The organism is Streptomyces monticola, assembly GCF_042665355.1.
GTDB lineage: Bacteria > Actinomycetota > Actinomycetes > Streptomycetales > Streptomycetaceae > Streptomyces > Streptomyces monticola.
Map to the genome: position 1 here is coordinate 13580 of NZ_JBHTCF010000009.1, position 18566 is coordinate 32145.

Here is an 18566-nt window from a genome sequence, read left to right on the forward strand (position 1 = left end):
GTGTTACAGCGCTACACCCAGGAGCGCGTCCACGGCGCGGGACACCACTCCGGGTGCGCCCTCTTCCGTACCGCCTTCGGACTCCTGCCGTGCGGCCCAGCGGTCGACCGCCGCGAGTGCGGCGGGCGCGTCCAGGTCGGCGGCCAGGGCCTCGCGGATCTCCTCGACGAGCGGGTCGGCGTCGGGGCCGTCGGGCCGGGAGACGGCTGCGCGCCAGCGGCCGAGCCGGTCGACGGCGTCCTGCAGGACCTGGTCGGTCCACTCCCAGTCCGCGCGGTAGTGGTGGGCGAGCAGCGCGAGCCGGATGGCCGCCGGGTCGACGCCGTCCTGCCGCAGCTTGGAGACGAACACCAGGTTGCCCTTGGACTTGGACATCTTCGCGCCGTCCAGGGCGACCATGCCCGCGTGCACATAGGCCTTGGCGAAGGGATGCTGCCCGGTCATCACCTGGGCGTGTGACGCGCCCATCTCGTGGTGCGGGAAGGCCAGGTCCGAGCCGCCGCCCTGGATGTCGAAGCCCATGCCCAGGTGCTCCAGGGCGATGGCGACACACTCGATGTGCCAGCCGGGCCGGCCGCGGCCGAGGCTGGCGCCGTCCCAGCTGGGCTCGCCGTCGCGGGCCGCCATCCAGAGCATCGGGTCGAGCGGGTTCTTCTTGCCCGGCCGCTCGGGGTCGCCGCCGCGCTCCGCGGAGAGCGCCTTCATGGTGGCGACGTCGAGACGGGAGACCTCGCCGTAGTGGGCGTCGGACTCGACGGAGAAATAGATGTCACCGTCGAGCTCGTAGGCGGCGCCCATGTCGCGCAGCCGCTCCACCATGGGGATGATCCCCGGTATGGCCTCGACGGCGCCGATGTACTGCTGCGGGGGAAGCATCCGCAGGGCGGTCATGTCCTCGCGGAACAGTGCCGTCTCGCGCTCCGCGAGGCCGGTCCAGTCGAGGCCGTCGCGGTTGGCCCGCTCAAGGAGCGGATCGTCCACGTCGGTCACGTTCTGGACGTAGTGCACCTGCCGCTTGTTGTCGAGCCACACGCGCTGCACGAGGTCGAACGCGTTGTAGGTCGCCGCGTGACCGATGTGGGTCGCGTCGTACGGAGTGATGCCGCAGACGTAGATACGGGCGACGGGACCGGGGTCAAGGGTGATGAGCCCATCGGTCGCGGTGTCGTGGATCCTGAGGTCGCGGCCCTTGCCAGGAAGGGCGGGGACCTCGGAAGCGGGCCAGGCATGCATGGTTCGAGCCTAACCGGACGCACCTTCCGGATACGAACCGGACCGGATCTCTTGGCCGGTAAGGCACTCTTGCGCGACGGTACGGGGTGTGCTTGGCGCAGCCCGGGACGGTGGCGGGGGCCTTGCTACACAGGGGGCCAGGGAATCGCGGGCCAGTTTCCGTTCGGTACGGGATGCAGGCCCGACTTCAGCATTTCGGCCACCCGTGCCCGCACCGCGGCCACCTCGACGGGTGTGATGAGGCCGGCGAGCCGGGCCGCGAGCGCCCCGCCCTCGTCCAGTTCCGCGCCGAGCCGCTCCAGAACGGCCACCGCCTCCGCCGTCAGGGGCTCCCCCGCCCACCCCCACAGCAGCGTGCGCAGCTTGTCCTCGGCGTGGAAGGTGACGCCGTGGTCGATCCCGTAGAGCCGCTCCTCGGGCCCGGGCAGCAGATGGCCGCCCTTGCGGTCCGAGTTGTTGATCACGGCGTCGAGGACGGCGAGCCGCCGGAGCCGCGGGTCGTCTGCGTGCACGAGCAGCGCCGTACGTCCCTCACCGACCTCCGCGAAGCCGACCGCCTTCCAGCCCTCGCCGGGCTCGTCGCCGTCCACGAGGGCCAGCAGCTCGGGCGCGGATTCCTCGTCCGCGGGGGGCTCGATCCACAGCTGGCACATGCCCTCGCCGTGCGGCCCGTCGCGCAGGACTGTCGGCGGGACGAGGCCCCAGCCGGTGGCCTCGGAGACCTCGTAGGCGGCCACCTCGCGCTGGGCGAGCGTGCCGTCGGGGAAGTCCCACAGCGGCCGCTCCCCGGCGACCGGCTTGTACACGCACTGTGCCTGCTCGCCCTTGTGGGCGACGGTGCAGACGAGCACGGCGTTCGACGCTTCCCGGATGCGGCCCAGGACCGTGAGCTCGCCGTGCGTCAGCAGTTCTGTGACCTCGGCGAACTCGGCACCAGCGGTCACAGGCCGCGGCGGTATCCGTTCTGGCGCGGGCATACGTGTCCTTCCGGATCGAGCGGCAGGCTGCACAGGGGGCACGGCGGGCGCCCGGCGTTCACGACGTCGAGGGCGCGCTTGGCGAAGGCCCTGGCCTGCGTGCCGGAGAGGCGCACCCGCAGCATGGGCGGGCCGTTCTCGTCGTCCTGGAGCAGCCGCTCCTCGGCCTCGGCGAGGTCCTCGTCGTCATCGGCGTCCAGCTCGACGAGAGCCTGCGCCTCGACGACCATGCGCTGTTCCTCGCCGTCCCAGGCGAGCGCCATCGTGCCGACCCGGAACTCCTCCTCGACGGGGGCGTCGAGTGGCGCGCTGTCGGCGATCTCGGCGGGGGCGACGGCGGGCACGGGGGCGCTGCCGCCACTGCGGCGTACGACCTCGTCCAGCAACTCGTCCATGCGCTCGGCGAGGGCGGCGACCTGGGTCTTCTCCAGGGCGACACTGGTGACCCGGCCACCGGCCGAGGCCTGCAGGAAGAACGTACGGCGCCCGGGGAGCCCGACCGTGCCGGCCACGAAGCGTTCCGGCGGGTCGTAGAGGAACACCTGACGGGACACGTCCTGGCCTCTCCCTAGCTATCGGATACTGCTGCGGCGGCGCCGCAGACGACGTGGGGTCACCCTACTGCGGGCGACGATCACGGTGCGCCCGCACCGCCCCCCACGGCGGCGTCGCCGTCCTTGGCCTCGGCGGCGTGTTCACGCGGCGCGAGCGAGCCCAAGTCGCCGGTGTCGCCCAGGCGTACGAGGAAGGGGCGCAGGCGCGTGTAGCGGATCGCGGTCACCGAGCAGGGCTCCACGGAGATGCGCTGGAACAGGTCCAGATGGAGCCCCAGGGCGTCCGCGACAAGGGACTTGATGATGTCGCCGTGCGAGCACATCACGTATACGGCGTCGGCGCCGAAATCCCGCTCCACGCGCGCGTTCCACTCGCGTACGGCCTCCGCCGCGCGGTGCTGCATGGCCCGCATGGACTCGCCGCCGGGGAAGGCGGCCGCCGTGGGGTACTGCTGCACGACCTCCATGAGCGGCTCGTCGGCGAGTTCGGCGAGCTTACGGCCCGACCAGTCGCCGTAGTCGCACTCGCCGATCCGCTCGTCGGTGTGCAGATCGAGTCCGGGGCGGGCGGCGAGCAGCGGCGCGATGGTCTCCTCGCAGCGCTGCAGCGGGCTGGTGACGGCGGTGGCGAGGGGCACGGCGGCGAGCCGCTCCGGCAGGCTCGCGGCCTGTGCTGTGCCGCGCTCGTCGAGGGCCACACCCGGGGTCCGTCCGGCGAGCACACCGGCGGTGTTGGCGGTCGACCGGCCGTGCCGGACAAGGATCAGCGTGGGCATGGCTGCCACCCTAGGCCTCCAGGTCAAGTCCCCGGCAGCCGCCCGCCGCGCGGGCCACCGGGCCGCTCGCACGCACGACGGGGACGACGGGGACGACGGGGATGCGTTCGAGCGCGGGTCACGGGAGAATGCCCGCAATGATCGTGGACTGCGCCATCTATCGCGAGGGCCGTCGCACCGAGGGCCCGCAGGACTTCAGCGATGCCCTGGAAGAGGCCAGGGCGGATGCCGACGCGTTCTTGTGGATCGGTCTGCACGAGCCGACGGAGCGGGAGTTCGACCATGTCTCCGCGGAGTTCGGGCTGCATCCGCTGGCCGTGGAGGACGCCCTCAAGGCACATCAGCGGCCCAAGCTGGAGGTGTACGACGACTCGTTGTTCGTGGTCCTGAAGCCGATCGTCTACAACGACGACGCCGACACGATCATCTCGGGCGAGGTGATGCTGTTCATCGGCGACTCCTTCGTGGTGACGGTGCGCCACGGCGAGGGCGCGCCGCTGGCCGCCGTACGCCGTCGCCTGGAGGCCGAGCCCGAGGTGCTCAAGCACGGCCCCACGGCGGTCCTCTACGCGGTGAGCGACGCCGTGGTGGACCACTACATCGAGGTCGCCGCGGAGCTGCACCTGGACCTCGACGTGCTTGAAGAGGAGGTCTTCGAGCCGGGCCGGGGCGACAGCCGCAACACCGCCGCGCGAATCTACTCCTTCAAGCGCCAGGTCCTCGAATTCCGCCGTGCCACCGTGCCGTTGGCGGTGCCCATGAACCGTCTCGCGAACGCCGGGGTGCCGTTCGTGCACGAGGAGGCGCAGCCGTTCTTCCGTGACGTCAGCGACCATCTGACGCGCGCCAACGAGAACGTGGACGGCCTGGACCGTCTCGTCTCCGATGTCCTCGCGGCGCATCTCGCGCAGACCGGGGTGCGGCAGAACGACGACATGCGCAAGATCTCGGCGTGGGCCGCCATGGCCGCGGTTCCCACCATGGTCGCGGGCGTGTACGGAATGAACTTCGAGCACATGTGGGAGTTGCGGCAGCCCTGGGGCTATCCCGCGGTGATCGTGCTCATGGTGGGTGCGGTCTACGGCCTGTACCGGCTCTTCAAGAGGCGCGGCTGGCTCTAGAGAGCCGGTTTTCCGGCGGGGTCTTCAGGCGGATTCGCTGTTCGGGCGGATTCGCTCGGGCGCATTCGCTGCAGGGCGCTCAGGCGAACTCGGGGGACGAAGTGGCGGGGCCGCCAAGGGCGTTGCGCCGCTCGGGCATCTTCAGGGACACCATGCGGCGCCAGCCGCCGACGCGTTCGTAGGCGTAGACACCGTGGATACCGGCGGCGAGCACTCCGGCCTTGGCCTTGGGCCAGCCCAGGATGCGGCCCATGTGATCCATGACCGCGAGACTGACGTCCCTATAGATGCGGATTTCGGCGTGCGCGCACTCGTGCAGGATGCGCTGGATGTCGTGTCCGTGGCCGGCGCGGGCGAACCGCAGCAACTCCTCGTGGCAGTAGGCGAGATGGTTGTCCTCGTCGTTGGAGATCATCTTGACCGCGCGGCCGAGGTCGGGGTGGTCGGCGAAGTGCTTGCGCAGCAGGTCCATCTGCTCGGAGGCCCGCTGTTCGGTGACCCGGCTGTGGGCGAGGTAGGTGATGATGTCCTGCTCACTGAGCGGCTTGTCCGCCTTGAGCTGCTCGTGCGCGAGGCCGATGCCGTTCTTCTCCAGGAGCATTGTGTAATCGGTCTCGTGGGGGATCTCGCACGGTTCGAGACCGCGCTTCTTTAGGAGGGCGTTGAAGATCCGCCCGTGCTTGTCCTCGTCCGCGCCGTGCCGGGTGATCTTCGGGGCGAGAGCGCGCTGGCTCTCCGGCACCAGGGCCGCGATCCTGGCGTTCTCCCAGCCGCCCTGGGACTCCCCGCTGGCCGCGATGGAGCAGAAGAGCCGGAAGGACTCGTCGTTGTCGAGAATCTCCGAGAACAAGCTCTTGGCCGAAAGCATCACTGCCACCTCCACAGGCGCGCCCGCACATGACTCCGCAAAGAACGAGTCAAATGCGAGGGGAGGTGCAGGGCAACAGCTGTGTCGGACAACTCCGCCGAAAGGTGGACTACGGATGAGCCGCTCTACGCGCACGCACCGAACCCCACGGGCCGTAACCGACCGGTCCGTGAGGCGTTGTAACAGGTGTCGGCCGTGGCGGGGAAGACCCCCCGAGCCCCCACCACGGCCGCAGAAATCATCCCCCGCGTGTTACGCCAGTCCGGCGCGCTCCAGGGCCTCACTGCCCGCGCGCAGCGAGGCGAGACGGTCGTCGAGCGTGAAGCCCGCGGGAGCCAGCGTCAGCGTGGTGACCCCGGCCGCGGCGTAGGCCTGCATCCGCTCCGCGATCCGCTCGACCGAGCCGAGCAGTGTAGTGGAGTCGATCAGCTCCTTCGGTACGGCCGCGGCGGCGCCGTCCTTGTCCCCGGACAGGTACTTGTCCTGGATCTCGGCGGCCTCCTTCTCGTAACCCATGCGCTGCGCAAGCTGGTTGTAGAAGTTCTGCTTGCGGCTGCCCATACCGCCCACATAGAGCGCGGTGTACGGCCGGAACATGTCGGCGAGCGCGGACACGGAGTTCTCGTCGGAGCCGCCGAGCGCGAGCGGCAGCGTCGGGCACACGTCGAAGCCGTCCATCGTCAGGCCCGCCTTCTCGCGGCCCGCCCGGATGTGCTTGATCGCGGTGTCCTCCAGGTGGTCGGCCGAAGGGAAGATCAGCAGGGCGCCCTCGGCGATCTCGCCGGTCTGCTCCAGGTTCTTCGGGCCGATCGCCGCGATGTAGACGGGGATGTGCTCGCGGGCCGGGTGCACGGTGAGCTTGATGGGCTTGCCGGGGCCGTCCGGCAGCGGCAGTGTCCAGTGCTCGCCCTCGTACGCGAGGCGCTCGCGGCTCATGGCCTTGCGGACGATCTCGACGTACTCGCGCGTGCGCGCCAGCGGCTTGTCGAACTTCACGCCGTACCAGCCCTCGGAGACCTGCGGGCCCGAGACGCCGAGGCCGAGGCGGAAGCGGCCGCCGGAGAGCGAATCGAGGGTGGCCGCGGTCATCGCGGTCATCGCGGGCTGTCGGGCGGGGATCTGGAAGATGGCCGAGCCGACGTCGATGCGCTCCGTCTGGGCCGCCACCCAGGAGAGCACGGTCGCGGCGTCCGAGCCGTAGGCCTCCGCCGCCCAGCAGACCGCGTAGCCGAGCTTGTCCGCCTCCTTGGCGACGGCGAGATTGTCCGCGTCCATCCCGGCACCCCAGTAGCCGAGGTTGATCCCGAGTCGCATGGGCCGATCCCCTTACCGATCAGTAACGTCCTTGTCCCGCGGACTCTAGCGCGCCCTGGTCGATCCGTCAGTGCCCGGTTGTCCACAGGGCAACACAGGTGCGACAAGTGACCAGTAATCTCAGCGCCCATGGAGCAGAGGCATCTCGGCCGTACCGGCCTGCGTGTGTCCCGGATCGGCCTCGGCACCCTCACGTGGGGCCGGGACACCGATGAGCACGACGCCGCCGACCAGTTGAAGGTCTTCTGGGAGGAGGGCGGCACCCTCGTCGACACAGCCGATGTGTACGGCGACGGGGAGGCGGAGTATGTCCTCGGCCAGCTCATCGAGGGCCTGGTGCCGCGCCGTGATCTGGTCATCGCGACCAAGGCGGGCAGTGTGCCGGACCCGGACCGGCGCTTCGACGGCTCGCGCGGCCATCTGCTCGCCGCCCTGGACGCCTCGCTCCAGCGTCTGGGCACCGACCATGTCGACCTGTGGCAGGTGCACGCCTTCGATCCCGGAACCCCGCTCGAAGAGACGCTTCAGGCCCTGGACATCGCGGTGAGCAGCGGCCGGGCCCGCTATGCGGGGGTGTCCAACTTCTGTGGCTGGCAGCTCGCCAAGGCCGCGACGTGGCAGCTCGCCGCGCCCGGTGTGCGCACCCGCCTCGCCAGCACGCAGATGGAGTACTCACTGCTGCAGCGGGGCGTGGAGCGGGAGGTGCTGCCCGCCGCGCTCGACCTCGGCGTCGGCCTGCTGCCGTCGTCACCGCTCGGGCGCGGGGTCCTCACCGGCAAGTACCGCCATGCGACGCCCGCGGACTCGCGGGGCGCGTCGGAGCACATGGCGCCGTTCGTCGCGCCGTATCTCGACGACGCGGCGAGCCGCATCGTGGACGCGGTCGCGACGGCGGCTGACGGCCTCGCGGCCACCCCGCTCCAGGTCGCCCTCGCCTGGGTCCGGGACCGCCCGGGAGTGGCCGCCCCGATCGTCGGCGCGCGCAACGCGCAGCAGCTCACGGCGGCATTGTCAGTGGAGAGCCTTAGTCTTCCTGACGAGATCTGCCAGGCGCTCGACGATGTGTCGGCGCCCGTGCACCGCTACCCCGACCAGGACTGGAGCACGCTGTGAGTACGGAGTCCGCTGCCGCGGAGGAGACCGGGGCGCCCGCGCACGAGCCCGGCGCCGAAGACGGCGCGGCACAGGCCGCGGCCGAGGGAGCCGACGTGCCCGGGGCGCGGGACGGGGCAGACGAGACCTCCGCGCCCGAGCGGTCCGCCCAGGACCCGGCCGACGCGACCGATGCGACCTCCACGGACGGACGGCCCGCCGCCCAGGGCGAAGCCGAGGCCGCCTCCGAGCCTGAGCACCCCGCTCAGGACACAGCCGGCGGAGCGTCCCCGGACGAGCAGGCCGCCGAAGACGAAGCCGACGGGGCCTCCACGGACGGACAGGCCGCCGCACAGGGTGGAGCCGACGGAACCTCCACGGACGAGCAGGCCGCCGCACAGGGTGGAGCCGACGGGGCCTCCACGGACGGACAGGCCACCGAAGACGAAGCCGACGGAACCTCCACGGACGAGCAGGCCGCCGCACAGGGTGGAGCCGACGTGGTCTCCACGGACGAGCAGACCACCACAGGCGATGCCGGCGCAGCCGGGGAGCAAGTCTCGGAAGCCGAGGCCGAGTTGGCCGCGCAGCGCGAGCTGCGGGAGCGTATCGAGCGGCGCAAGGCCGAGAAGGAGGGGCCGGTCGCGAGCGGCACCAAGCTCAGTGGCAAGGCCGCCGATCTGCTCGCCGCGGTGCGCGCGGTGGAGAGCGGCGAGAAGCCCGCATCCCGGGTCTTCGACGCGGCCGAGCCCGCCTCCCGCCGCCCCGCCCCCGAGCAGGCGCGCAGGCCGCAGCCGCCCGCACCGGTCAGGACACCGGCCGAGCCCGCCGCGGAGACCGTCGGCACGGTCCGTGCCGTCCTCGCCGAGGGCGGCGCCCCCGGCGCCCTCGCCGAGCCGGCCGCAGCGGCGCTCGGCGACGGCGCGGACACCCTGCTGCGCGAGGACCCCTGGCGGCTCCTCAGGGTGCCCGGAGTGCGCCCGGAGCAGGCCGACGGCTTCGCCCGTGCCCTCCTCGGCGACGCCTGCGGCCCGGACGACGAGCGCAGGAGCCGCGCGGTCGCGGTCTGGCTCCTGGAGCAGGCCGCCGTCGCCGGCCACACCGCCCTGGACGCCACGACCCTCGAATCGGCCCTTGGGCGGTACGCGGTGTCGGACCCCGACGCCGCGGTGCAGAGCGCCATCTCCGAGGGCGATCTCCTGGTCTTCCAGGACGCGTTGGACAGCCAGGCCCCCGGTGCCGCCGCCCCGGCCCCGGTCGCGCCTGCTTCCGGCGCCGAGTCCGAGGGGGACGAGCAGGACGAGGAGGAGCAGCCCGTACGCGTCCTCGTCGGCCTGGAGCGCTGCGCACTCGCCGAGGAGAGCCTCGCCGACGGGCTCGCCCGAGTGGTCAACTCCCTTGTGAAGGAAGAGAGTCAGGAGCGTTCGGAGCTGCTCTCCGCCGCCGATGCGGCCAAGGGCTCGACGGCCGAGCTGATCCGCGCCGTCGCCGGACACAGCCTGGTCCTGCACACAGGGGGCGAGGCGGCGCGCGCCGAGCCCGCCGCTCTGGTGGCCGCCGCCGCGTCCGCGGGCCTGCGCGTCTGTGCCGCCGCGCACACCGCTTACGGCCGCCGGGTGTTCGCCCGGAGCCTGGCCGCCGCATCCCCCCAAGAGGCGCCGGAGGCCGCAGACACCGCGCCCGCCGTCGTCACCGTCCACGGCCTGCTGTCCGGTGCCGAGGGCCCCGGCCGTGACTCCGAGGGGGCGCTGGCCCTCGATCTGCTCGTCGTCCTCGACGCCCCACAGCTGGACGTCGAGACGGCGGCGATGCTCGTGGAGTCGCTGCCGGACGGCGCCCGGCTGCTGCTCAGCGGCGACCCCGGCGTGCTGTGGTCCGCGGGCGCGGGCCGGGTCTTCGCCGATGTGCTCGCCGCCCGCGGCTGCCCGGTCGTCGTCTCCCGCACCCCCGACGAGGGGCCGATCGGCGAGCTGGTCTCCGGCATCGGCATCGGCGAGCTGAACCAAGTGGCCGCCCCCGGCAAGGAAGTGGTGATCGTGCCCGTGCGGGACGCGGGCGAGGCGGTGCACCGCACGGTGCAGCTCGTCGCGGACTCGGTGCCCCGGGCCTTCCAGCTCCCGGCCGACGCCACTCAGGTCATCACGGTGGGCCACGGCGGCGCGGCGGGCACCCGCGCGCTGAACGCCGCACTGAAGGAGCGCCTCAACCCCGGCCCCGGCCGGTTCGGCGGCTTCGACCCGGGTGACCGCGTGGCCTACGCCACCGCGGGGTCCGGCCGCACCCGCCTCGGCCGTGTGGTGCGCGCCGACGCGGAAGGCCTGCACCTGGAGTGCGAGGGCGACCCCGTCGTCGTACCCAAGGACAGGGTCGAGCAGTCGGTGCGGCACGGCTGGGCGCTGACCGCGCAGCAGGCCGCCGGACAGCGCTGGCCGGCGGCGGTGGCAGTGCTGCCGGGGGACGCGGCGCAGGGACTCACCAGGGCGTGGGTCTACACGGCGTTCAGCCGCGGTGAGCGGCATCTGTCCGTGGTGCACGGAGTGGAGCAGGCCCTGCCGCGCGCCGTCGCGGAGGTACCGGCGAAGCCCCGGACGACCAGGCTGCAGACGCTGCTGCGCGCACAGCTCCCGTCGGCGGACCAGCCGCGGACGTAGCTCCAGGACGCGGTCGCCGGATACGGCGCTCGGCTCCCGTCAGGTCCCTGACGGGAGCCGAGCGTCATCCCCAGCGCCCCAAAAGGGGCGCGGGGAACTGCGCGACCAGCCACGACGCACCCGCAGATGATGCACCGGGCTTCCCGCGGAGCGCTCAGCGGTCCGCGCTCAGCGGTCCGCGCTCAGCGGTCCGCGTCCAGCGGCTCCAGATCGTCGTCGCCGAGGTCCAGTTCGCCGTCGGCATCGGACAGTTCGCCCTCGGCCTCGTCCTCGATGTCGTCGTCCAGTTCGTCATCGTCCCCCAGCTCCTCGTCGAAGACGGCGCTGACGTCGAAGCGGCAGACGATCTGCTGCGGGTCGGCCTGGTCGAAGGGCACGTCCAGCCACTCCCCCGGCTCCGGCGGCTCGTCCGTCGCCGTCACCCACAGCGTGGAGTCACCTTCCTCCAGCCCGAACTCCTTGTGGCGCGAGGCGATTTCATCCGGTTCGAACTCACCGAACAGGACGCCGAGCGCGGCATGCACGCTGTTCCCCACCACACCCGCGGCCGAAGCCTCGCCCGCCGTGGTGTCCGCGTCCAGATCGGCCACGCGCTGCGCCTGGGCGCGCAGCCGCTGGGGCTCCACGACCGTGTAGTCCCGGCGGATCAGCACACTGAGCGCGTTCGGCTCCTCGGGGCCCTTGTAGGGCGGCAGGGTGTCCTCCGCTCCGGGGATCTCGAAGGGCGTGACCTCGTCGTAGGCGTCGTAGAGCAGCTCGTCGTACGCCTCCGCCGCCGCGGCCAGCTGGTTGAACGCCTCGTAGACAGCCTGGTCGTCCTCCCCCGACCTCTGCTCGACCGCCGCCAGGTGGGCGTCGAGCGCGGCCTTGACCGCCTCGGCGGCGGCGCGTACCTCGGCAGCACTGGGCTGCGCAGCATCAGACATAGTGCAGACGCTATCCGTACCTGGGCGTTGCCCGCACAATAGATGCGATGCCGGAATACGAATTTGTCGACGTGTATGTCCCCCGAGGGGTCTCACGCAAGGAAGCCACCCGCCTCCTGACCGACCACGCGGAGTACGGGCACTGGGAGTTGGACCGACTGAGCCTTCGCCGGGACGGCAGCCGCAAGGTGCGGCTGCGGCGCCGGATCATCCGCCAGGTGCGCGCCACCTGGTGACGGATGCCGTACGCGGTGTGGTCCGTCTCGGCGGCCACGCGCGTTGGGCGTACGAGTGCGACGTATGTCCGCCCTGCACAAACGGAGTGGGCCCCGCAGCCGCAGGGCCCACTCCGTTGTCGTGCTCTGCCCGCGCTACGCCTCCTGGCGTGCCCGGCGGTACAGCACGGCGCCCGCGAGGAGCAGACCCGCGCTCACCGGGACCACCACGCCGAGCGGCACGTCGCTGCCGGTCTGCGCGAGGTGCGAGGAGCCCTTGGGCGGGGTGACGATCTGCGTCCCCGGCTCGTTGGGCTCGACCGGACTGTCGGGACTGTCCGGGGTGTTCGGGCTGTTCGGGCTGTCCGGCGTGTTCGGGCTGTCGGGGGTGTCCGGCTTCCCGGGCTCCTCCGGCTCGCCCGGCTCCTCCGGCTCGCCCGGCTCCTCCGGCTGCTGCGGCGGCTCTTCCGGGGTGTCGTTGCCCGGAGGCGTGACATCACCGGAGTCGTTGCCGCAGCTGTTGCCCCCCACCGCGTTGCCCGCGCCGCCGACCGTGACGTTGTTGCCGCAGACGTTCACCGGGACGTCCACGGGCACCTGCACGGCATTGCCCGAGGCGACACCGGACGAGTCGCTGCTGCGGCCCTCCGCCGCGGCACCGCCCGGCTTCTCCGTCTGGGCGCCGCCGCCCGAGGTGTTGTCGCAGCTGTTGCCCGTCGCGGGGTTCAGCAGTCCGATCACGTTGACGGTGTTCCCGCAGACGTTCACGGGAGCGTCCACCGGGAGCTGGACGTTGTTGCCGGAGAGGACGCCGGGCGACCGCTCCGAGCTGCCGTCCGCGCCCGAGTCGGCGTGTGCGTACCCGCCGGTCACGGCGAGTACGCCGGTCGCGGCCGCCACTGTGATCAGGCCTTTGCGCGTGACCTGTCGCATAGGTTCTTCCCTGCCTTTGACCTACTGGAGTGCGCACGCCCCACGCGGTGGGACGCGCGCCGAATGCCCAACAGCCCCGGAGTGCATGGATCGCACTCCGGGGCCGGCGGACTCAGACCCTCATGGGGTGAGGCACAACGTCACGCGTTGGTGCAGGTGTTGCCGAAGGTGGGGTTCAGCAGCCCGATCACGGAGACCGTGTTGCCACAGGCGTTCACCGGGACGTGCACGGGCACCTGAACAACGTTGCCCGAGACGACACCCGGGGACTTCACAGCAGCACCCTGGGCACCCGAGTCGGCGACGGCCATACCCGCGCCGGCGAGCACCAGACCACCAGTGGCAGCCGCAGCAGCGACGACCTTCTTGATCATTATTCCTCCTTGTTGGCAATGCAGTCCCAGCCGCGGACTGCACCACCTGTAACGAGGAGGATGGATTCGAGCTACGAGCCTATGGTTCCTTTCACTCTTTTCAGTCAAGTGCGCACGCGCTGGCGATTATTGGAGTTTCGTTTCAGCAGTCGGTACGCGGAAACGTGGGCGCGAGGCAGCACCGGCGCAGGTACGAAACGGCTGCTCAGGAAGCGTCGATGAACCGGTCGAGCACACGCACGCCGAACTTGAGGCCCTCCACCGGAACCCGCTCGTCCACTCCGTGGAACATGCCCGCGAAGTCCAGCTCCGGCGGCAGCTGCAGCGGCGCGAAGCCGAAGCAGCGGATACCCAGATCGTCGAAGGACTTGGCGTCGGTGCCACCGGAGAGCATGTACGGCACGGCCCGCGCGATGGGGTCCTCGGCCTTGAGCGCGGTCTGCATGGCGTCGACCAGCTTGCCGTCGAAATCGGTCTCCAGGGCCTTGTCGGCGTGCACGTCCTCACGCTGGACACGCGGGCCGAGCAGACGGTCGAGGTCGGCGAGGAACTCCTCCTCGTAACCGGGCAGGAAGCGGCCGTCGACATGGGCGGTGGCCTGGCCCGGGATGACGTTGACCTTGTACCCGGCACCGAGCATGGTGGGCGCGGCGGAGTTGTTGAGCGTCGCCCCGATCATCTTGGCGATACCGCCGAGCTTGGCGAGGGTGGCCTCCATGTCCTCGGGGTCGAGCTCGGTGCCGAGGGCGTCGGAGAGCTCGTCGAGGAAGGACCGCACGGTCTTGGTGACCCGCACCGGCCACTGGTGCCGGCCGAGACGACCGACCGCCTCGCACAGCTCGGTGATCGCGTTGTCGTTGTTGGTCATGGACCCGTGCCCGGCCGTGCCGTCCACGGTGAGCCGCATCCAGTGCATGCCCTTCTGGGCGGTCTCGACCAGGTAGAGCCGCAGATTCTCGTTCACGGTGAAGGAGAAGCCGCCGACCTCGCCGATCGCCTCGGTCACGCCCTCGAAGAGGTCCGGGTGCTTGTCGACGAGATACCGGGCGCCGTAGGTGCCGCCCGCCTCCTCGTCCGCGAGGAAGGCCAGGACGATGTCGCGCGGGGGCTTGCGCCCGGTGCGCATCCGCTCGCGTACGACCGCGAGGGTCATCGCGTCCATGTCCTTCATGTCGACCGCGCCCCGGCCCCAGACGCAGCCGTCGGCGATCTCGCCGGAGAAGGGGTGGTGCGTCCAGTCCTGGGCGTTGGCCGGCACCACGTCGGTGTGGCCGTGGATCAGCAGCGCCGGCTTGGACCGGTCCTCGCCCTCGATCCGCGCCACGGTCGAGGCGCGGCCCTGGTGGGACTCGAAGATCTGCGGCTGGAGGCCGACCTCCGCGAGCTTCTCCGCGACGTATTCGGCGGCCTTGCGCTCACCGGGCCCCGAGTGGTCGCCGTAGTTGCTGGTGTCGATCCGGATCAGGTCGCGGCAGAGGTCGACGACCTCGTCCTCGCCTGTGACCTTCCGGCCCGTGCTCGACTCGCTCACGCTGCTTCCTCCCGAGTTGCCGCTGGTGGTCCCCCTCATCCTCCCGCGCCCACCCTTCACCTCCCAAGGCAGGGCACCGCCCGTAATACGCCGTTCACGAGGCGTCGAAGGCCCTACCGGGGTGTGATCGGGGGCCCTCGAATGTTTGCTATGGTTTTCCACGTCGCCGCGGGAAACCGCGGGTCACCGGTCCGGGTGGCGGAATGGCAGACGCGCTAGCTTGAGGTGCTAGTGCCCTTTATCGGGCGTGGGGGTTCAAGTCCCCCCTCGGACACAGACCATTTCCCCACGGTTTCTCTGAAGCCGTGGGGTTTTGTCGTTTCCGTGCGGGTCGAGATGGATCTCGGCCCGCACCATCGTCCGGCCAGGAATGTAGGCGAGCGCAAGCCCGAGCTCTCGGTAGATATCGGCCTTGTCCTGGGTCTCGGCTTGCCGGATCACGGCGCCGAGATCGCTGACGGAGCGCACGAGCCGGGCGATCTCGTCGCGGCTCATGCGGACGTCTACGCCGCGGCTGGCGGTGCGTAGCTCGGCTTCGGCGCGGGCTCGCTTGGCCTGAGTCTCGGTCATCCACTCTGTGACGAGTTTGGGATCGGCGCCGGCTTCGAGGGCGGCGCGGTGGGTGGCCAGCTTGGCGTCGCAGTCGGCGATCATGGCGCGCGCGGCGGTCTCTGTTGCGTCCTGGGTCTCGATGTCCGGCTGTGCGGCGGCCATGAGGTCGATGGTGTTGTCAATGCGGTGCGGCATGAAAGCCCTCGCGAGCCAATCGTCGAGGGGCGGTGTGATCCACGACTCGCGCAGGAAGATGTTGCGAGGGTGTTCGATCCGATTGGCGAGGGCGTACTCCTCGGGGAACCGACACCGGTAGTACGCCGTGCCGTGGGACCACTGGCCTTGCATGCGACGGCTGCATACGTCGCAGGTGATGCGTCCGCGGAGCAGATACGGGTTGCGGGTGCGGTGCTGCTGGTGGGGTGCGCTCTTCCGAGCGCGGGTGGCGAGGACGTCTTGCACTTGGGCGAAGGTCTCGTCGTCGACCAGTGGGGTGTGGACGATGGCCTTGGAGACGATCCATTTGTCCTGGGTGTTCCAGCGCATCGCCGTGGTGTAGCCGAGGGATACGTCGTCGATGTCGAGGAGAGCCTCGAACTTGCTCTGGCGGTTCCAGATCTGGCGGCCGGTGTAGCGCGGGTTGGTCAGGATCGCGCGGACGGCGCTCTTGGCCCAGGCGCGGGTGTCGCGGTGTGGGTTGCGAGCCGGGTCGTACGCGGACGGGCTGAGGATGCCGTCGCGGGTGAGGTTCTCCGCGATGGCGAAGATGCCGAGGCCGCGCAGGTACTCGGTGAAGATCCGCGCGACGATGGGCGCGGTGACCGGGTCCGGCTCAAGGCCGTAGAGGCGTTTGCCGTCGGCGGCCTTGGCTGGGTTGGGGTGGGGGCCGAGGTCGCGGAGCCGATAGCCATACGGTGGCCGCCCGCCGAGGAAGCGGCCTTCCATGGCAGCTTGCGATGCCATGGCAGCACGGACACGGACCTTGACGCGGTTGCGTTCGCCCTTCGACATTCCGCCGAAGACGGACATGATCAGGTCGTGGGCTTCGTTCTCGGGATCGATGGGCCCGCCGACTTCCGGCACCCAGAGTGGTACGCCGTAGTGGACGAAGAGCGGGAAGGTGTTGCCGAACTGGTTGCCGTAGAACGCGCGTTGCGGTTCGCCGATCACTACGGCGTCGAAGTCCCGGTTCGGACTCGGGAGGGTGCTCAGGAGTGTGGAGGCCTGTGGGCGACGCTTCCAGGGCAGGGCGCGGGTGTGGCCGATGTCGAAGTACTCGGTGACGATCGTTCCACCGGTGGGCTCGATGAGTGCTTTGGCCCGGCGGAGTTGCCACAGGCGGGAGGCGTCCGGGTCTTGCTGGTCCTCTGTGGAGACGCGCCCGCAGAAGGCGAACCGGGTCGGGGTTTGTGCCACCGCGGTTCCTGACGGTGAGGAATTCCGGCCGGAGCGCAGCCACACGGGAGGATTCTCGTTCGTCACCGGTCGGGCTCATTTCGCTGGTCGTCGACGTCGGCGTCCACCGATAGACGGTCTGGGGTCAGAGAGCCAGCCCGCTCAATGTGCCTGTTGATCATCCGCAGAAGGGTCGCGGCGGCGGTCGGCGTGAGCGGTGGCTCGATCACCTCGAATACGACGCGGAAGTCAGCAGGCGGTTGCTCGGGCCGCGGGCGAGAGGTCATCGTTCTGCCTGCCGGGGCGGCTCTGCACCAGCGTTTCCCGGATACAAGCTCAGCGTGAAATGGCTCGGCCAGAGCGTGGAGTTGTGGCCGTCATAGGGCATGACGATGCCTACCGGTGCTGGTCCGAGAGCGGTACGTGGCCGCGGTGGGCGGCTTCCGGGCGGAGTAAGTGTGCTGCTCGTAGCTTCCGCGGGACGATTCGGATCGGCAAGTCCCAGCCGGAGGAGCGGCTTTGGTGAACACCAGCACGTCCTCGTGCGCAATGAGGTGGAGCGGGGTGCCTTGGCGGCGGGCGTCGCGGACGTTCTTCATCTGGAAGAACGACGGGCGCGGGATCAGTCGGCTGTCGCGGATGCCGGCCAGGAGAGCCACGTTGCGTTCGGTGGGGATGAGGCCGGCGGCTTCCCCGGCGGCGAGGGCGGCGCTGGGCAGATCGATGAGTTCACCGCGTTCGCGCCAGGGCCGGGTGGTGACTACGACGGTTCCGCCGGGCCGGAGCAGACGTCGGCATTGGGTGAGGATGTCGGTGAAGGCATCCAGAAGTGCGTCGGTGGGGACGTGGGCGAGGTTGTAGGGGTCGTGGCTGTAGCGGAAGTCCCTTTTGACGACACCGCGTTGGCCGGTCTCGCGGCTGGAGCGGACCTGTCCGTGGACGGAGGGTCCGTACGGCGGTGAGGTGAGGACGAGCGCGATCTTGCCATGGTGTTCGGCGGGGATCAGAGCGGGCAGATCGCGGGCGTCGCCGCAGGCGACCGAGCCGTGGCCGTTGCCGCCGTCGAGCATGGCGGAGACGGCGTTGCGGCGGGCGAGGTGGGCCCACTTGGGTTCGTACTCCACCCCGAGGGCATTGCGGCCGTGGTGAATGGCTTCGACGAGGGTGGTGCCGATTCCGCACATCGGGTCCAGGACCGTCTCGCCGGGCCGGGTGTAAGCCAGGATGGCGTGCGCGGCGAGGACCGGGAGCATCTTGGCCGGGTGCGCGGAGGACCCGGGCACGTAGCGGTCCTTGCGCTGGGCGGGGGCTGAGGTGGGGGCGGTGTTCCATACCGAGGCAAGGCTCACGGTCACGGCCGGACCCCCTGGGAGCTGAGCACGAGCAGGTCACTGTGGATCAGGCCCGGTGGGGCGTTCTCCGGTGGGGTAGGGACGATCTGGTTGCCCGTTGCGTGGCCGTGGATGATGACGATGTGCTGCAGGTAGCGGAAGCCTGCCGTGCGCGCGCAGGCGATCAGCGAGCCGAGGGGATCGGTGAGGCGTCCGGCGTCGCGGCGCTGACGGGTGGCGAGGAGCAGCAGTTCACCGTGGCGCAGGTAATGGTGGGCGCGGTGGAAGAAGCCGGGCCAGCCGTCTTCCATGCCGCCGGACGACGCGTACCCTGCGGCCGTCCAGTCCTCGGTGGGGGCGCGGAGCGTGTCGGGGTGAAGCTCGGCGAGCAGCAGGCGCGGGCTGTCCACGGCGCCGTCGCTGGTGGCCGCCTCGGGGTAGTTGGTGCAGGGCATGCGTGCGTCCATGCCCGGCTCGGTGTCCTGGATGGCGATCTTCGTAACGATGCATGGAAGACGGTCACGGCTCGACTGCACAAACTCCTTGCGGATCTTGGCCATGGCCCATGCGGGCAGTACTGCTCCGTCATCCGGTGCCGTGGGCGGCTGATCCGGAGTGGGAAGCCAGAGGGTGCAGGGGACTTCGGGGGTGTGCGTAGGCGCCATGAGTCGGCGTGCTCGGCGCGTGCCTGGCGTGACGTGCTGACATCCGTAATGGGAGATG

General features: G+C 70.6%; 17 protein-coding genes and 1 tRNA gene. 5 read left to right on the forward strand and 13 right to left on the reverse strand.

Annotation, left to right across the window (positions count from 1 at the left end; translation table 11 throughout):
- Window positions 1-3: 3 nt before the first annotated feature.
- From mshC to ACFQVC_RS21345, 4 genes are all read right to left on the reverse strand, one after another.
- Window positions 4-1233: a cysteine--1-D-myo-inosityl 2-amino-2-deoxy-alpha-D-glucopyranoside ligase gene (gene mshC / locus ACFQVC_RS21330; RefSeq protein ID WP_381832439.1), complete on the reverse strand. Its 1230-nt coding sequence runs from the start codon at window positions 1231-1233 to the stop codon at window positions 4-6.
- Between the two features lie 125 nt (window positions 1234-1358).
- Entirely contained in the window at window positions 1359-2210 is an 852-nt protein-coding gene (locus ACFQVC_RS21335; protein ID WP_381832442.1) for an SCO1664 family protein, read from the reverse strand.
- Window positions 2174-2764, reverse strand: a complete 591-nt coding sequence (locus ACFQVC_RS21340) for a DUF3090 domain-containing protein (RefSeq protein WP_381832445.1) — start codon at window positions 2762-2764, stop codon at window positions 2174-2176. The genes ACFQVC_RS21335 and ACFQVC_RS21340 overlap by 37 nt, the downstream gene beginning before the upstream one ends.
- Window positions 2765-2844: 80 nt before the next feature.
- Window positions 2845-3540 carry a histidine phosphatase family protein gene (locus ACFQVC_RS21345; RefSeq protein WP_381832448.1) on the reverse strand — a complete coding sequence of 232 codons (696 nt, stop codon included), beginning with the start codon at window positions 3538-3540 and terminating at the stop codon, window positions 2845-2847.
- 128 nt (window positions 3541-3668) lie between these two features.
- On the opposite strand from ACFQVC_RS21345, the gene corA reads away from it, so the two are divergent.
- Window positions 3669-4661 carry a magnesium/cobalt transporter CorA gene (gene corA / locus ACFQVC_RS21350; RefSeq protein WP_381832451.1) on the forward strand — a complete coding sequence of 331 codons (993 nt, stop codon included), beginning with the start codon at window positions 3669-3671 and terminating at the stop codon, window positions 4659-4661.
- Between the two features lie 79 nt (window positions 4662-4740).
- Here corA and ACFQVC_RS21355 read toward each other — a convergent pair whose 3' ends face one another.
- On the reverse strand, window positions 4741-5529 hold the full coding sequence (locus ACFQVC_RS21355) for a ferritin-like domain-containing protein (protein WP_381832454.1): 789 nt from the start codon (window positions 5527-5529) through the stop codon (window positions 4741-4743).
- 252 nt (window positions 5530-5781) lie between these two features.
- Window positions 5782-6843: an LLM class F420-dependent oxidoreductase gene (locus ACFQVC_RS21360; protein ID WP_381832457.1), complete on the reverse strand. Its 1062-nt coding sequence runs from the start codon at window positions 6841-6843 to the stop codon at window positions 5782-5784.
- A 129-nt stretch (window positions 6844-6972) separates the two neighbouring features.
- Here ACFQVC_RS21360 and ACFQVC_RS21365 point away from each other — a divergent pair, with 129 nt between their 5' ends.
- Together ACFQVC_RS21365 and ACFQVC_RS21370 are read left to right on the forward strand one after the other, a co-directional pair.
- Window positions 6973-7956, forward strand: coding sequence for an aldo/keto reductase (locus ACFQVC_RS21365; protein WP_381832460.1), 984 nt, complete (start codon window positions 6973-6975; stop codon window positions 7954-7956).
- Window positions 7953-10586, forward strand: a complete 2634-nt coding sequence (locus ACFQVC_RS21370) for a helix-hairpin-helix domain-containing protein (protein ID WP_381832463.1) — start codon at window positions 7953-7955, stop codon at window positions 10584-10586. Before ACFQVC_RS21365 ends, ACFQVC_RS21370 begins: the two co-directional genes overlap by 4 nt.
- A 182-nt stretch (window positions 10587-10768) precedes the next feature.
- On the opposite strand, the gene ACFQVC_RS21375 is transcribed toward ACFQVC_RS21370, so the two are convergent.
- The gene (locus ACFQVC_RS21375; protein ID WP_381832465.1) at window positions 10769-11512 is read right to left on the reverse strand and encodes a hypothetical protein; all 744 of its coding nucleotides are present in this window, start codon (window positions 11510-11512) and stop codon (window positions 10769-10771) included.
- A gap of 47 nt (window positions 11513-11559) precedes the next feature.
- Between ACFQVC_RS21375 and ACFQVC_RS21380 the strand changes: the two genes are divergently transcribed.
- The gene (locus tag ACFQVC_RS21380) at window positions 11560-11748 is read left to right on the forward strand and encodes a DUF5703 family protein (RefSeq protein ID WP_175410115.1); all 189 of its coding nucleotides are present in this window, start codon (window positions 11560-11562) and stop codon (window positions 11746-11748) included.
- A 135-nt stretch (window positions 11749-11883) separates the two neighbouring features.
- On the opposite strand, the gene ACFQVC_RS21385 is transcribed toward ACFQVC_RS21380, so the two are convergent.
- The 3 genes from ACFQVC_RS21385 to ACFQVC_RS21395 form a co-directional block, all read right to left on the reverse strand.
- The gene (locus tag ACFQVC_RS21385; protein ID WP_381832469.1) at window positions 11884-12660 is read right to left on the reverse strand and encodes a chaplin; all 777 of its coding nucleotides are present in this window, start codon (window positions 12658-12660) and stop codon (window positions 11884-11886) included.
- A gap of 140 nt (window positions 12661-12800) precedes the next feature.
- Window positions 12801-13034 (reverse strand): chaplin ChpH, encoded by a 234-nt coding sequence (gene chpH, locus ACFQVC_RS21390; protein ID WP_381832472.1) that lies wholly within the window; start codon window positions 13032-13034, stop codon window positions 12801-12803.
- Window positions 13035-13239: 205 nt separating this feature from the next.
- Window positions 13240-14565 carry a M20/M25/M40 family metallo-hydrolase gene (locus ACFQVC_RS21395; RefSeq protein WP_381832475.1) on the reverse strand — a complete coding sequence of 442 codons (1326 nt, stop codon included), beginning with the start codon at window positions 14563-14565 and terminating at the stop codon, window positions 13240-13242.
- A gap of 189 nt (window positions 14566-14754) precedes the next feature.
- Between ACFQVC_RS21395 and ACFQVC_RS21400 the strand changes: the two genes are divergently transcribed.
- A tRNA-Leu gene (locus tag ACFQVC_RS21400) sits at window positions 14755-14839 on the forward strand.
- Here the strand turns inward: ACFQVC_RS21400 and ACFQVC_RS21405 are convergent.
- The 3 genes from ACFQVC_RS21405 to ACFQVC_RS21415 all read right to left on the reverse strand — a co-directional run bounded on the left by ACFQVC_RS21405 (window position 14821) and on the right by ACFQVC_RS21415 (window position 18403).
- Complete coding sequence (locus ACFQVC_RS21405) at window positions 14821-16533, reverse strand: recombinase family protein (protein WP_381832478.1); 1713 nt, start codon at window positions 16531-16533, stop codon at window positions 14821-14823. The two genes, ACFQVC_RS21400 and ACFQVC_RS21405, sit on opposite strands and share 19 nt — an antisense overlap.
- A gap of 356 nt (window positions 16534-16889) precedes the next feature.
- Window positions 16890-17867 (reverse strand): TRM11 family SAM-dependent methyltransferase, encoded by a 978-nt coding sequence (locus ACFQVC_RS21410; RefSeq protein ID WP_381832481.1) that lies wholly within the window; start codon window positions 17865-17867, stop codon window positions 16890-16892.
- Window positions 17864-18403, reverse strand: a complete 540-nt coding sequence (locus ACFQVC_RS21415) for a hypothetical protein (protein WP_381832484.1) — start codon at window positions 18401-18403, stop codon at window positions 17864-17866. Before ACFQVC_RS21415 ends, ACFQVC_RS21410 begins: the two co-directional genes overlap by 4 nt.
- Window positions 18404-18566 lie beyond the last annotated feature (163 nt).